Origin of the sequence: Shinella yambaruensis (assembly GCF_022899355.1) — a bacterium.
Taxonomy (GTDB): domain Bacteria; phylum Pseudomonadota; class Alphaproteobacteria; order Rhizobiales; family Rhizobiaceae; genus Shinella; species Shinella yambaruensis.
Genome location: NZ_JALJCK010000017.1, coordinates 83,797 through 99,204, shown reverse-complemented (window position 1 = coordinate 99,204; position 15,408 = coordinate 83,797). Strand labels below are relative to the sequence as shown.

General features: G+C 68.5%; 9 protein-coding genes. 6 read left to right on the top strand and 3 right to left on the bottom strand.

Annotated features, from left to right (window positions below; genetic code table 11):
- Positions 1–282: 282 nt before the first annotated feature.
- The 6 genes from MUU56_RS29180 (at position 283) to trxA (ending at position 12,155) form a co-directional block, all read left to right on the top strand.
- Positions 283–2,736, top strand: a complete 2,454-nt coding sequence (locus MUU56_RS29180) for a PAS domain-containing sensor histidine kinase (RefSeq protein ID WP_244770787.1) — start codon at positions 283–285, stop codon at positions 2,734–2,736.
- 6 nt (positions 2,737–2,742) lie between these two features.
- On the top strand, positions 2,743–4,239 hold the full coding sequence (tsaE, locus tag MUU56_RS29175; protein WP_244770786.1) for a tRNA (adenosine(37)-N6)-threonylcarbamoyltransferase complex ATPase subunit type 1 TsaE: 1,497 nt from the start codon (positions 2,743–2,745) through the stop codon (positions 4,237–4,239).
- Between the two features lie 13 nt (positions 4,240–4,252).
- A complete protein-coding gene (locus tag MUU56_RS29170; protein ID WP_244770785.1) occupies positions 4,253–4,987 on the top strand; it encodes a nucleotidyltransferase family protein in 735 nt (244 codons plus the stop codon).
- Entirely contained in the window at positions 4,984–8,166 is a 3,183-nt protein-coding gene (gene addB / locus MUU56_RS29165; RefSeq protein WP_244770784.1) for a double-strand break repair protein AddB, read from the top strand. The genes MUU56_RS29170 and addB overlap by 4 nt, the downstream gene beginning before the upstream one ends.
- Positions 8,159–11,716 (top strand): double-strand break repair helicase AddA, encoded by a 3,558-nt coding sequence (gene addA / locus MUU56_RS29160; RefSeq protein ID WP_244770783.1) that lies wholly within the window; start codon positions 8,159–8,161, stop codon positions 11,714–11,716. The genes addB and addA overlap by 8 nt, the downstream gene beginning before the upstream one ends.
- A 118-nt stretch (positions 11,717–11,834) precedes the next feature.
- Complete coding sequence (trxA, locus tag MUU56_RS29155; protein WP_023513835.1) at positions 11,835–12,155, top strand: thioredoxin; 321 nt, start codon at positions 11,835–11,837, stop codon at positions 12,153–12,155.
- A 54-nt stretch (positions 12,156–12,209) separates the two neighbouring features.
- On the opposite strand, the gene MUU56_RS29150 is transcribed toward trxA, so the two are convergent.
- From MUU56_RS29150 to trpA, 3 genes are all read right to left on the bottom strand, one after another.
- Positions 12,210–13,553, bottom strand: a complete 1,344-nt coding sequence (locus tag MUU56_RS29150; RefSeq protein WP_244770782.1) for a bifunctional folylpolyglutamate synthase/dihydrofolate synthase — start codon at positions 13,551–13,553, stop codon at positions 12,210–12,212.
- A gap of 22 nt (positions 13,554–13,575) precedes the next feature.
- Positions 13,576–14,478: an acetyl-CoA carboxylase, carboxyltransferase subunit beta gene (gene accD / locus MUU56_RS29145; RefSeq protein WP_244770781.1), complete on the bottom strand. Its 903-nt coding sequence runs from the start codon at positions 14,476–14,478 to the stop codon at positions 13,576–13,578.
- Between the two features lie 89 nt (positions 14,479–14,567).
- A complete protein-coding gene (gene trpA, locus MUU56_RS29140; RefSeq protein WP_244770780.1) occupies positions 14,568–15,407 on the bottom strand; it encodes a tryptophan synthase subunit alpha in 840 nt (279 codons plus the stop codon).
- Between the last annotated feature and the right edge of the window lies 1 nt (position 15,408).

The following is a 15,408-nucleotide window of genomic DNA, read 5'->3' as shown; positions in this document are numbered from 1 at the left end:
CGGGTTATCCACAACATCTAGGGGCTGCGCGCTTGACAAGGCGCGCAGCTTCTTTTTTGGGCGCGTCCCTTCCCGACGATTCTGGAAACAAGTATCGTTTAAAGCATTGATTCGGCGTGCAGATGCGGACCCTTCGCGCCGGATTGGGATGTCTTGTCGATCAGGCGGCAAACGGACGGAGACATACCGGGGATGATGGCGGACAGAAAACGAGGCCGTTCCGGGCAGGCTTTTGCCGTGCCGGAGCGGAACAGGGCGCATTCGCTTGCGCAGAATAAATTTATGGTTAACGAATGGTTTACGGGCGGCAGGCGTCGTCTCGTATCGGCACTGTCGGCCGGCTCGGCGCTGACGGCCCTTGCCGGCCCGGCGCACGCCGCCGGCCCCTATCTCGCCACCACGGAGATCGTCACCGTTTCCATGCTGCTTGGCGTGATGTCGGCAGCGATGGTCTCGGCGATCTGGATGATCCGCCAGCGCGGCCGCATGGAGGCGGAAAGCCGCGAACTGAAGGCGCATCTTTCCGACGCCCGCCACAACGTTTCCCGCCTGCAGGCACTGATCGGCGACAAGGACCGGCGCATCGTCGTCTGGGACGGCCTTTCGGAGAAGCCGGAATTTCTGGGCCAGCTGCCGGCGGAGACCGGCGCGCCGCAGGCCGATCGCGATTTCCTCGCCTTCGGCCGCTGGCTGAAGCCCACCTCCGCCGCCGAGATCGAGCGCGCCGTGGAGCGGCTGCGCTCACAGGCGCAGAGTTTCGACCTGATCCTCGAAACGAGCCGCGAGGAAGTGCTGGAAGCGCAGGGCCGCGTTTCCGGCGGCCAGGCCTTCGTGCGCTTCGTGGCGCTGAACAATCTGCGCGCGGAAGCCGCCGAGCTCAGGCTGGAGCGCGACCGGCTGGTCCAGGCGCTCACCACGCTGCAGGGCCTGCTCGACCAGATCGACCTGCCCGTCTGGCAGCGCGCCGCCGACGGCTCGCTTGCCTGGGTGAACGAGGCCTATGCCGAGGCCGTCGAGGCCAGGGATGCCGCCGCCGCCGTCACCGAGGGCCGCGAGCTTCTCCCCACCATCGCGCGCGAAAAGATCCGCGCCGCCAGCACCTATGACGCGCCGTTCCGCGACAAGGTCTCCACCGTCGTGCACGGCAACCGCAGCTTCTTCGACGTCGTCGATGCGCGCAGCCCGACGGGCTCTGCCGGCATCGCCGTCAATGTCTCCGATATCGAGGCGGTGCGCGAGGAACTGGTGCGCACGCTGAAGAGCCATGCCGAGACGCTCGATCATCTCGCGACGCCCGTTGCCATCTTCGACGGCGAGCAGCGGCTGCAGTTCTACAACCAGGCCTTCCAGCGCATGTGGGAGATCGACACGGCTTTCCTCGAAGGCAAGCCCGGCAATGGCGAACTGCTCGACCGCCTTCGCGCCGGCGGAAAGCTGCCGGAACAGCTCAACTGGAAACAGTGGAAGGACAACGCGCTTTCCGTCTACCGCGCCATCGACACGCAGACCGACCTCTGGCACCTGCCGAACGGCCAGACGCTGCGCGTCTTCGCCACCGCACGCCCGCAGGGCGGCGCGACCTGGGTCTTTGAGAACCTGACGGAAAAGGTCGATCTCGAAACGCGCTACAACACGCTGGTGCAGGTGCAGGACGAGACGATCGACCACCTCGCCGAGGGCGTCGCCGTGTTCAGCCCGGACGGGCGCATCCGCCTCTCCAACCCGGCCTTCCGCGCGCTCTGGGGCATCAGCGAGGCCGAGGCGAAATCCGGCACCCATATCCGCGCCATCGAGCAGGCCTGCGCGCCGTCCTACGACAAGCCGGACGGCTGGAAGCGCTTCGCCCATATCATCACCAGCTTCGACGACGAGCGCCCCTCCTGCCAGGGGGTGCTGGAGCTGCGCACCGGCCTGGTGCTCGACTTCGCCGTCATCCCGCTTTCCAACGCCCAGACGATGCTGACCTTCGTCAACATCACCGACAGCGTGCGCGTCAGCCGGGCCCTCACCGAAAAGAACGAGGCGCTGCGCAAGGCCGATGCGCTGAAGAACGATTTCGTCCAGCACGTCTCCTACGAGCTGCGCTCGCCGCTGACCAACATCATCGGTTTCGCCGATCTCCTGAAGACGCCGACCATGGGCGAGCTCAACGAGCGGCAGGCCGAATATGTCGACCATATCGCGACATCATCGGCGGTGCTGCTGACCATCGTCAACGACATCCTCGACCTTGCCACCGTCGATGCCGGCATCATGGAGCTCGACTACAGCGAGATCAACCTGACAGACCTGCTCGACGACGTCTCCATGCAGTTCGCCGACCGGCTGCACGAGGCGCAGGTGACGCTGGAGATCACCGCCCCCGACAATCTCGGCACCATCGTCGCCGACCAGCAGCGCCTCAAGCAGATCCTCATCAAGCTTTTGAGCAATGCCGCGAATTTCGCGCCGGAAGGCAGCTCGATCGGCCTCAAGTGCTGGCGCGAGGGCGCCGACCTCGTCTTCACCGTTTCCGACCGCGGGCCCGGCATTCCGCAGGACGTGCTGAAGACGGTGTTCGATCGCTTCGAAAGCCATGGCCGGCGCGGCGGCGCGGGCCTCGGCCTCTCGATCGTCGAGAGCTTCGTCAGCCTGCACCACGGCACCGTCACCATCGACAGCCGCGAGGGGCGCGGCACGGATGTCACCTGCCGCATCCCGTCTGCGACGATGACCTCCTTCGCCGCGGCGGAATAGGCCCGGATGGCGCTCGACCTCTTCCTTCCCGACGAAGCCGCCACCATCCGCTTCGGCGAGGACATGGCGCTCGGTCTGAAGCGCGGCGACTATGTCGCGCTGTCGGGCGATCTCGGCGCCGGCAAATCGACCTTTTCCCGCGCGCTGATCCGGGCGATCGCCGGCGACGCCGATCTCGAAGTGCCGAGCCCGACCTTCACGCTGGTTCAGAGCTACGACCTGCGCATCCCCGTCGCCCATTTCGACCTCTACCGCATCGCCGATGCCGCGGAGATCGACGAACTCGGCTTCGACGAAGCGCTCTCCGACGGCATCTGCCTTGTCGAATGGCCGGAAAAGGGTTTTGGCGCGCTGCCGGCGGACGGCATCACGCTCACCTTCCTGCATGAGGGGGACGGGCGGCGCGTCACCATCGACGCCCCGGCACCGGCGCTGGCGCGCATTCGCCGCTCGCTGGCGATCCGCGCCTTTCTCGACGAAGCCGGCTACCGAAATGCGGTGCGCCGCCACCTGACGGGCGACGCCTCGGTGCGTGCCTATGAGCATGTCGATGCCGGCGGCGCGCGTTTGGTGCTGATGGATTCGCCGCGCCACGCGCCGGGGCCGATCCTTGCCCATGGCAAATACTACCAGCAGATCGCCCATATCGCCGAGGACGTGAAACCCTTCATCGCCGTCGGCCGCTATCTCGTCGCCCGCGGCCTGCGCGCCCCGGCCATCCATGCGATGGATATCGAGCAAGGCATCATCCTGATCGAGGACCTCGGCAGCGCAGGCGTGCTCGACGAAAACGGGGTGCCGATCGCCGAGCGCTACCGCGAAAGCGCCGCCTGCCTTGCGCATCTGCACGGGGAGGCCGCTGAGCGGGACCTTCCCGTCGCCGGCGACATCGTGCACCGCGTGCCGGACTTCGACCGCGACGCCATGCAGATCGAGGTGAGCCTTCTCACCGACTGGTACCTGCCCTACAAGCGTGGCACGCCGGCAAGCGAGGACGAGCGCCGTGGCTATGTCGCCCTGTGGGACGGACTGATCGACAGCCTTGCCGCCGCCGAGCACAATCTGCTGCTGCGCGACTTCCACTCGCCGAACATCATCTGGCGGCCGGAAGCGACCGGCACCGACCGGGTCGGCATCATCGATTTCCAGGATGCGATGATCGGCCCCTCGGCCTATGACGTCGCCTCGCTGGTGCAGGATGCGCGCGTCGACATGCCGGAGGGCGTGGCGGAAAGCGTGCTCGACCATTACCTGTCGCTGCGGGCTGCGGAGCCCGGCTTTAACCGGGACCGTTTCCTGCGCGACTGGCACGTCATGGCTGCGCAGCGCAACTGCAAGCTCGTCGGCCTCTGGGTGCGGCTGATGCAGCGCGACGGCAAGCCGGCCTATATGCGCCACATGCCGCGCACCCTGCGCAATCTGGAACGGGCGCTCGCCCATCCCGACCTCGCCCCCTTGCGCGAGTGGTGCGAAAAGGCTGGAATCCTCGCGACCGAATCATGATCGCGAGCAGCCGATGAAGATCGAAGACGCCATGGTGCTGGCCGCCGGCCTCGGCACCCGCCTGCGCCCCATCACCGACACGATGCCCAAGCCCCTGGTGCCGGTCGCCGGCAAGGCGATGATCGACTACGGGCTCGATGCGCTGGCGGAGGCCGGCGTCAAGCGCGCGGTCGTCAACGTGCACCATTTCGCCGACCAGATGATCGCGCATCTTGCCGGCCGCGCGGTGCCGCAGATCATCCTCTCCGACGAGACGGAGCGCCTGATGAATTCCGGCGGCGGGCTGGCCAAGGGCCTGAAACTGCTTGGCCGCGACCCCGTCTTCGTGATGAATGCCGACCTCTTCTGGATCGGCGAGAAGCCCGGCGAGCCGAGCAATCTCGAACGGCTGGCGGAGGCTTTCGACCCCCAGCGCATGGACATGCTGCTGCTCTGTGTGAAGCTGGAGGACACGACCGGCCACAACGGCAAGAAGGATTTCTCGATGGACGCCGACGGGCGGCTGGCGCGCTACCGGGAGGGCGACGGAACACCCTTCGTCTATGCCGGCGCCATCGCCATGATGCCGGCCCTCTTCGACGACGCGCCCGAGGACGCCTTCAACCTCAACATCTATTTCGACCGGGCGATTGAAAACGGCCGCCTCTACGGCATCGTGATGGACGGCCACTGGATCACCGTCGGCACGCCGGAGGCGATCGGCGCGGCGGAAGCCGTCATCGGCGCGGCGCGCGAGGCGGCGGCGTGACGCGCGCGCGCGGGCGCATCTATTCCATCCCGGCGAGCCTGCCTTTCTTGAGGACGACCGCCCAGAGCCTTGTCGACGGCCGGCTCGTGCCCGGCTTCACCTATGATCCCGCCGACCCGCTGGCGCTGGCCGACGTCACGATCTATGTGCCGACCCGTCGCTCGGCCCGCGTGCTGCGCTCGGAATTCGTCGATCTCTTTGGCGGGCGCTCGGCCATCCTGCCGGTCATCCGCGCGCTCGGCGAGACGGACGACGACAGCGGCTTCTTCGACGAGGCGGCGCCGGCGCTGCTCGACATGGCCGAGCCGCTGTCCGGCCCGGCGCGCCTTCTCGAACTCGCCCGCCTCGTGCTCGCCTGGCGCAACCAGCTGCCCGCGGCGGTCACCTCCGTGCATGCGGAAAGCCCGCTCGTCGCGCCCGCGAGCCCCGCCGATGCCGTCTGGCTTGCCCGCAACCTCGCAGAGATCATCGACGCGATGGAGACGGAAGAGCTCGACTGGCTGGCGCTCGACAATCTCGACGTCTCCAACCATGCGCTCTGGTGGCAGCTCACCGCCGAATTTTTAAAGATCGCCAGCGAATTCTGGCCGGCGCGGCTGACGGAGCTCAACCGCTCCTCCCCGTCGCTGCGGCGCAACGCGACGCTGCATGCCGAGACGGAACGCTACCGCGCCACGCCGCCCGCCGGCCCCGTCATCATCGCCGGCTCGACCGGCTCCATTCCCGCGACCGCCGGCCTGATCGCGGCCGTGGCGGACCTGCCGAACGGCGTCGTCATCCTGCCGGGGCTCGATCGCTTCATGTCCGATGCCGAATGGCTGCTCGTCGGCCACCAGGCCGGCGGCGACGGCGCCCCGAAGCCCGATGCCGCCGCCCGCAGCCATCCGCAATACGGCCTCCACCGCCTGCTCGCCCGCATGGGCTGCACGCGCGCGGATGTCGAATTGCTCGGAACGCCGCCCGAAGCGCTGGAATATCGCTCGCAGGTCCTCTCCAGCGCCTTCCTGCCGACGCAGGCGACGGCCGGCTGGGGCGAGGTTCGCGGCGCGCTCGATGCGGGCCGCCTGGCCGAGGCCTTCGAGGCCGTGTCGCTCGTCGAGGCGGCCAACGAGCGGGAAGAAGCGGTGGCGATCGCGATTGCGCTGCGCCTGGCGCTGGAGGATGGCGAGGACGCCCAGGCGGCGCTGATCACGCCCGACCGCAAGCTCGGCCGGCGCGTGGCGGCGGAGCTTGCCCGCTTCGGCATCGAGGCGGACGATTCGGCCGGCACGCCCCTGCTCTCCACGCCGCAGGGCACGCTCCTGCGGCTCCTCACCGAGGCGGCGCTGCGGCCGGGCGACCCGGTGCCGCTCGTCGCGCTGCTGAAACATCCGCTTGCCCGCTTCGGGCTGCCCATGGCGGACCTTGCCGAGGCCGTCACGGCGCTGGAGCTGACGGCGCTGCGCGGCGGCACGGCCGAGATCGACATTGCCACACTCGAACCGCTGCTCGAGGCCGCCCTTGCCCGGCAGGCGCAGGACCGCCACCCGCCGGAATGGCGCATGGCGCTTTCCGAGGCCGTAATCCCGCTTGCCCGCGACCTCGCCCGCCGCATCGCAGAAGCCGTCGAGCCGCTTGCCGGCGCGCTCGTGCAGGAAAGCCGCACGGGCCGGCGCTTCTCCTCGAAGCTCGCGGTCTCCGACTGGTCGGAACGGACGGGACGCGCGCTTGAGGCGGTGGCGGTGGACGAGCACCGCAACCTTGCCGCCCTCTGGTCCGGCGAGGCGGGCGACAGCCTTGCGAACCTCTTCAAGAGCGTGATCGAGACGGACGGGCAGATCGAGGCCGACGGGCCGCAATGGTGCGACATCATCGAGGCCCTGGCGGCCAGCGAAAGCGTCAAGCCGCGCTCCATGCGCCATCCGCGCGTCTTCATCTTCGGCGCGCTCGAATCGCGCCTGCAGAGCGTCGACACCGTGGTGATCGGCGGGCTCAACGAAGGCACCTGGCCGGGGCAGGCGGCGAACGACGCCTTCCTGTCGCGCGTCATGAAGGTGGAGATCGGCCTGGAGCCGCCGGAGCGGCGCATCGGCCAGCTCGGCCACGACCTGCAGATGGCCGCGGCCGCGCCGAAACTGGTGCTGACGCGGGCGCTGCGCAACGGCACCGCGCCGACCGTCGCCTCGCGCTGGCTGCAGCGGCTGATCGCCGTCGGCGGCCCCGCCCTTGCCACAGACCTGCGCTCGCGCGGAAAAAGCCTCATCGACTGGGCGAACGCGATCGACCGCAGCCCGCCCGTGCCGAATGCCCGCCGCCCGGCACCGCATCCGCCGGCCGAGCTGCAGCCGAGGAAATACTCCTTCAGCGAGGTGGGGCGTCTCCGGCGCGATCCCTATGCGATCTATGCCCGCCACATCCTGCGCCTCGATCCGGTCGCGCCCTTCAATCTCGATCCGGGACCGGCCGAGCGCGGCTCGCTCTACCACCGCATCGTCGACCGCTTCGTGCGCGAAGAGGCGAGCGGCGAGCCCTTCACCCTCATCGGCCACATCCTTGCGGAAGAATTCGACGCCGTCGCCCTGCCCCCGCATATCGACGCCGTCTGGCGGCCGCGCTTTGCCGCCGTCGCCCGCGCCTTCGTCCACTGGCACCTTGAACGGGCGGGCGGCGTGCGCGAGAGCCTGACGGAGGTGCCGGCCTCGCTCGACCTTTCGGTCGGCGGCATCCGCCTGACCGGCATTGCCGACCGCATCGACATCCTGCCGGACGGCAGCGCCGACCTTCTCGACTACAAGACCGGCAGCACGCCGTCGCTGAAGGTGGCGCGGGCGCTGCTCGACCCGCAGCTCGCGCTGGAGGCGGCGGCGATCCGGCGCGGCGCCTTCCGCGGGCCGGGGCTTCGCGAGCCGGCGAACCTTCTCTATGTGCGCCTCAAACCCGGCGAACGGTTCAAGGCCGAACAGGTGAACAACGAGCATGCCAAATCGGCGAATGTCACGCCGAAATCCGCCGTCGAGCTTGCCGAGGAAGCCCTGGCGGAGCTGGAAAAGCTGCTGACGGGCCTTATCGAGGGCCGCTACGGCTTCGCCTCCCGGCTCATTCCCGAGCAGGAACGGGACTATGGCGGGGAATACGACCATCTGGCGCGCGTCGCCGAATGGTCCTCGGCGGAAAGCAACGGGGAGGGCGAGGATGCTTGACGAAGACCGGCCCGCCTCCGCCGAGCCCGCCGCCTGGCTGAGCTGGACCACGCAGAAACAGGCGGCGGCCTCAGATCCCGCGCGCTCGGCCTGGGTCTCGGCCAATGCGGGCTCGGGCAAGACCCATGTGCTGACGCAGCGCGTGATCCGCCTGCTTCTCGCCGGCTGCCGGCCCTCCGCCATCCTCTGCCTCACCTATACCAAGGCCGCGGCTTCCGAAATGTCGAACCGCGTCTTCGAGCGGCTGGCCGAATGGGCGACGCTCTCCGACGAAGCGCTCTCCGAGCGCGTGGCGGCGATCGAGGGCCGGGAGCCGGACCTGTTCAAGCTCGCCGAGGCGCGCCGCCTCTTCGCGCGCGCGCTCGAAACGCCGGGCGGGCTGAAGATCCAGACGATCCACGCCTTCTGCGAGGCGCTGCTGCACCAGTTCCCGCTGGAAGCCAATGTCGCCGGCCACTTCTCCGTGCTCGACGACCGGGCCGCCGCCGTGCTGCTGGCCGATGCGCGCCGCACGCTGCTGACGGCGACGACGAACGAGGACGACAGCACGCTCGCCGCCGCCTTCGCCACCGTACTCGACATCGCCGACGACACCGGGCTGGAGCGGCTGATCGCCGATATCGTGGCGAGTCGCGGGCCGATCCGCGACTTCCTGGACGGCGCCGCGAAGGCGGGCGGCGTGGAGGCCGTGCTGCGCCGGGAAACCGGGCTCGACCCGCACGAGACGGCGGACGACATCCTCGCCGCCTTCTGGCCGCTCGACGGTTTGCAGGGCGCGGCGCTCGATTCCTATCTCGCGGCGGCGGAGAGCCTCGGCAGCGACACGGTCAAGGCCACCGCCGCGGGCCTGCGTGGCGTCGCCCGGCTGGCCGATGCCGAGGCCCGGCGCGCCGCGCTGCACGATCTCTTCTTCACCGGTGCCGGCTCGCCGCGCAGCCTCGACCGGTCGTTCCTGTCGAAGAAGGTTCGCGACAGTGCGCCCCACCTCGAAGCCGCGCTTCTGGCCGCCCAGGCGCATGTGATCGCCTGCGACGACCGGCTGCGGCGGTTCCGCATGTACGAGGCGACGCACGCGGCGCTTATCATCGCCGAACGGCTGATCGGCGACTACGAGGACCTGAAGCGTGCGCGCAGCCTGCTCGACTTCGACGACCTGATCGACCGCACCGCGCGGCTGCTCACGCGCGAGCGGGTGAGCGCCTGGGTGCACTACAAGCTCGACCAGGGCATAGACCACATCCTTGTCGACGAGGCGCAGGACACCAGCCCGCGGCAATGGCAGATCGTCAAATCGCTGACGGACGATTTCTTCGCCGGCGAAACGGCGCGGGACCGGGAGCGCACGATCTTCGCCGTCGGCGACGAGAAGCAGTCGATCTATTCCTTCCAGGGCGCCCGGCCGGAGCGTTTCGCCGAGGAGGGCCGCGCGGTTCTTCGCCGCACGCAGGCGGCGAAGGCCGCCTTCAGCCCCATCCGGCTGCTGCTTTCCTTCCGCTCGACGCGCGAGGTGCTCTCGGCCGTCGACCAGGTCTTTCTCGACCCCGCCAATGCGCGCGGGCTGACGCCGGACGGCAGCGAGATCGTGCACGCCTCCAACCGCGGGCGCGAGCCGGGCGCGGTCGATATCTGGGAGGTGATCGCCGCCCCGCCGGGGCTCGACGAGGAGGACTGGACGGCGCCCTTCGACGCGGTGGCCGAGGAGGCGCCGATCAACGTGCTGGCCCGGCGCATCGCCGATACGCTCGCGGCCTGGATCGGCCGGGAGACGGTGATGGAAAAGGGCAAGGCGCGGCCCATGGCGGCCGGCGACGTCATCGTGCTGGTGCGCAAGCGCGATGCCTTCGTCAATGCGCTGACGCGCACCCTGAAGCAGCGGCACAACCTGCCGGTCGCCGGCGCCGACCGGCTGGTGCTGACGAAGCACATCGCCGTGCAGGACCTGATGGCGCTCGGCCGCTTCGCCGTGCTGCCGGAGGACGACCTTTCGTTGGCCGCGCTGCTGAAGAGCCCGCTGTTCAACCTCGATGAGGAGGCACTGTTCGCGCTGGCGGCGCGGCGCGGCGAAAAACAGGGGCTCTGGCCGCGGCTCGTCGCGGCGGCGGAAGAGGACCCGGCGCTGGCCGGCATCGTGCGGCGCCTCAGGGACGTGCTGCGCGACGCGCAGAGCCAGGCCGTGCACGATTTCTATGCGCGCATCCTGGGTGCCGGCGGCGGGCGGCGGGCCTTCCTCGCCCGGCTCGGGACGGAAGCCGGCGAGATCATCGACGAGTTCCTGACATTCGCGCTGGAGCAGGAGGAGAACGGCCTGCCGGGCCTGCAGGCCTTCGTCTCCACGCTGGAACTCGAAGCCCCGACCGTCAAGCGCGAGCAGGACAAGGCGCGCGGCGAAATCCGCATCATGACGGTGCATGCCGCCAAGGGCCTGGAGGCGCCGGTCGTCTTTCTCGTCGACGGCGGCGCGAAACCCTTCAGCCCCAGCCACATGCCGCATCTGCGCTTCCTTACGGCGCCCGGCCTTGCCGGCGGCCTGCCGGCCTGGCTGCCGCTCAAGGACCTCGGCAACGCGCTGACGGCGGCCGATGCGGAGCGCATCAAGGCCGGCGCGGAAGAGGAATACCGCCGCCTGCTCTACGTGGCGATGACACGCGCGGCGGACCGCCTCGTCGTCTGCGGCTATCGTGGCCGGCTGGAGAACAAGGACACCTGGCATCAGATGATCACGGCGGCGCTTTCTGCCGATGGCGCGCGGTGCGTTGAAAGGACCTTCTCGACGGCGGGCGAGAGCTGGCCGGGATTTGCCTGGCGCGAGGCCGGCGCGGCGACCCCGGAGGCGGTCACCACGGCCCCTGCCGAGGAGAAGGCGACCGTCACGCTTCCCGAGGCTCTGGGCCGGCCCCTGCCGCCGCAGAAATCGCTGCCCCGGCCGCTCAGCCCTTCGGGCGCGGCGGCGGTGATCGAGACGGATGCGGCGGACCTCCTGGTGCCTTCGGCGCTCTTCGGCCGGAAGGGCGGCGTTCCCGGCGCCGGCCTTGCCATGGAGCGGGGACGCATCCTGCACCGTTTCCTCCAGGTCCTGCCCGCCTTTAATGCCGCGGAACGGCCGGCGGCGGCGCGGCGCTATCTCGAACGGGCGGCCGCCCACTGGCCGGAAAGCGCACGGGCCTCGCTGGTCAAGGCGGCGCTCGCGGTGATCGGCGACGGGGACCTCGCCGCGATCTTTTCACCCGCGGCCCGGGCGGAAGTGTCGATCATGGGTACGCTGACGCTCGGCAGCCGGGACTATGCGGTCTCCGGCCGTATCGACCGCATGGCGATCACCGATGCAGCTGTCGAGATCGTCGATTTCAAGACGAACCGCGTGCCGCCGGCCTCGCTAGCCGACATTCCCTTCGAGCACCGGGCGCAGCTTGCGATCTACCGCGCGATCCTCGCGCCGCTCTATCCAGAGCGGGAAATCCGCTGCGGGCTGATCTACACGGAAGCGGCAAAAACCTATTGGCTGGACGCCGGCCTGATGGAGGCGAGCCTTGCCGAACTCGCCTCGAAGTGAGATACCGGACGGGACGGCCGATCGCCCCGCGGGGCGCCGGCGGAGCGGTGCCGGGCCTTGAAAGCGGCCCGCACCTGCATCACATTGGGTACAACGATCACCATCCAAGGAGAGCCTCATGGCTACCGTAAAAGTCGACCAGTCCAACTTCCAGGCTGAAGTTCTCAATTCCGCAGAGCCGGTCATCGTCGATTTCTGGGCTGAATGGTGCGGCCCGTGCAAGATGATCGCCCCCGCGCTCGAGGAAATCTCGACGGAACTCGCCGGCAAGGTGAAGGTCGCCAAGCTGAACATCGACGAGAATCCGGAACTGGCCGCCCAGTACGGCGTGCGCTCCATTCCGACGCTCGCCATGTTCAAGGGCGGCGAAGTCGCCGACATCAAGGTCGGCGCCGCGCCGAAGACGGCCCTTTCGAGCTGGATCTCCAGCGCCGCCTGACCGGCCGCGCGATTTGACCCGATCAAGCCCGGCTTCGGCCGGGCTTTTTCGTGCTCAGGTGGGGGGCGTGCCGTTGTCGGCGAGAACGTCGCCGACGAGATAGAGCGAACCGCCGATCAGGATGCGCGGCGGCACCTCGTCCTCCTCGGTGATGCGGGCGATTTCGGCGAGCGCATCGGCAACGGTCGACAGCGGCTGGGCCTCCAGGCCGGCGCGTGCCGCGTCATCGGCAAGCGCCACGGGATCGAGACCGGCATCGGAGCCGCGGATCGGCACGGTGAAGACCCGTTCGGCGAGGCCGCCGAAGGGCTCGAAATAGCCGACCGGATCCTTGGTGTTGATCATGCCGGTGACGAGAAAGAGCGGGCGCGGCTCGCGCTCCTCGAAATTCGCCATGGTCTCGGCGATGACCTGGCCGGCACCGGGATTGTGCCCGCCATCGACCCAGATCTCGCTGCCGCGCGGGGCAAGCCGCAGGAGCGCGCCGTCCGTCAGCCGTTGCAGGCGGCCCGGCCATTCGACCCGGCCGAGGCCCTGCTCCAGCGCCTGTTCAGAAACGGCAAAGCCGGCGGCCTTGACGGCGCGGATCGCCGCGGCGGCATTGGCATATTGATGGCGGCCGGGCAGGCGCGGCAGCGGCAGGTCGGCAAGGCCGAATTCGTCCTGGTAGACGAGCCGGCCGAATTCCTCATGGGCCATGAAATCCTGGCCGTAGACGGCATGCGGGCAGCCGAGCCGCTCGGCGGTCTCGATCAGCACGTCGCGGGCCGCCTCTTCCGACTGGTAGCCGATGACGACCGGCGCGCCGCGCTTCATGATGCCGGCCTTTTCCGCCGCGATCAGCTCGACGCGGTCGCCGAGATAGGCCTGATGGTCGAGCGAGATCGGCATGATGACGGAAACGGCCGGGCGCGGGATGACGTTCGTCGCGTCGAAACGGCCGCCGAGGCCGACCTCGATGATCGCCACGTCGGCCGGATGTTCGGAGAAGAGCAGGAAGGTGACGGCGGTCAGGATCTCGAAGACGGTGATCTTCTCGCCGCCATTGGCCTCCGCCACGCGGCGCACCGCATCGGCCAGCACGGCATCGCCGACCAATGCACCGCGCTCGCCCTTGACGGCGAGACGGTAGCGCTCGTGCCAGTTGACGAGGTGGGGGGAGGTGTGGACGTGGACGCCGAGGCCCTCGGCCTCCAGGATCGCGCGGCAGAAAGCCGTCACCGAGCCCTTGCCGTTGGTGCCGGCCACATGGATGACCGGCGGCAGTTTCAGGTGCGGATCGCCGAGCGCGGCAAGCAGCCGCGTGATGCGGTCCAGCGAAAGATCGAACCCCTTGGGATGGAGACCGAGAAGCTTCTCGATCTCCGCTGCCGCTTCGCTGGCCGTTACCATGGTCATGCCGCCCTCCGCCGGTCCGGGCCTACTGGGCCGCGATGGCGACCGCGTCATTGGTGACGGACGCGGTCGCCGGCTTCTTCGTGAGGATCTTCAGAAGTCGGGCGAGCGTATCGGGAATGTCATGGCGCTTGACGACGAGGTCGACCATGCCGTGCTCCAGGAGGTATTCCGAGGTCTGGAAACCTTCGGGCAGCTTTTCGCGGATCGTCTGCTCGATGACGCGCTTGCCGGCAAAGCAGATCTCGGCGCCCGGCTCGGCAAGGTGGATGTCGCCCAGCATGGCGTATGAGGCCGTCACGCCGCCGGTCGTCGGGTTGGTGAGCACGACGATATAGGGCTGGCCGGCTTCCTTCAGCATTTCCACGGCGACCGTGGTGCGCGGCAGCTGCATCAGCGAGAGGATGCCTTCCTGCATGCGCGCGCCGCCCGAGGCGGGGAACATAACGAGCGGGCACTTTTCGGCGATCGCCCGTTCGAAGGCCTTGATGATGGCCTCGCCCGCGGCGATGCCGAGCGAACCGCCCATGAAGTTGAACTCGTGCACGACGGCGACGATCTTGACGCCGCGCATCCTGCCGACGCCGGCGACGATCGTGTCCTCGAGGTCGGTCTTGGCGCGGCTGTCCTTCAGGCGGTCAGTGTATTTCTTCGAATCGCGGAACTTCAGCGGGTCCTGCGCGACCTTCGGCTGCTGCAAGGCCTCATAGACGCCGTCGTCGAAGAGGTCCTTGAGGCGGGCCTTGGCCGGCATCTTCATGTGGTAGCCCGAGGCGGGAATGACCCACTTGTTCTCCTCGAGATCGCGGTGGAACACCATCTCGCCGGTTTCCGGGCACTTGATCCAGAGATTTTCGGGAACATCCCGGTTGGGGCGGCCGAGCATCGAGTTGATCTTCGGCCGAACGTAATTCGTGATCCAGTTCACGCTCTAGTCTCCCGTTAATCTGCGCAATCCCGGGAAAACCGCATCATGCTTTCCCCGGCATCACCTTTATCCGTTCCCATGTGGGAATTTCACTCCGCTGCCGCAAGGCGCGCGCCGCGCACGCCCGAGGCAAGGCTCATCACCAGCGTCTCGACGCCGGCGACGGTGGCGGCGCTCGCCGTACCGTCCGCGGTGAGGCTGGAGGCGATCTGGTTGACGATCGCCGTGCCGACGACGACGCCGTCCGCCGAGGCGCCGATGGCGCGGGCATGCTCCGCCGTCTTGACGCCGAAACCGACGCAGACCGGCAGCTTCGTATGCGCCTTGATGCGGCCGACCGCACCGCCGATCAGCGCGGGATCCGGCAGGGCCGAGCCGGTGATGCCGTTCATCGAGACGTAGTAGACGAAGCCGGACGTGTTCCTCAGGACGGCCGGCAGGCGCTTGTCGTCCGTCGTCGGCGTCGCGAGGCGAATGAAGTTGATGCCCTTGGTGAGTGCCGGCAGGCAGAGCTCGTCGTCCATTTCCGGCGGCAGGTCGACGACGATGAGGCCGTCGATGCCGGCCTCCAGCGCCTCGTCGAGGAAGCGCTCGACGCCGTAGATGTAGATCGGGTTGTAATAGCCCATCAGCACGATCGGCGTCGCATCGTCGCCCTTGCGGAAATCGCGGGCCATCTGCAGCGTCTTGGCCAGCGTCTGGCCGCCCTTCAGCGCGCGCTGACCGGCCAGCTGGATGGCCGGGCCGTCGGCCATCGGGTCGGAGAAGGGCATGCCGAGCTCGATGACGTCGGAGCCGGCCTTTGGCAGCGCCTTCATGATCTCCAGCGAGCTGGCATAATCCGGATCGCCGCCCATGAAATAGGTGACGAGGGCCGGGCGGCCTTCGGCGGCGAGATCGGCGAAGCGTTTGTCCATGCGTGCGGTCATC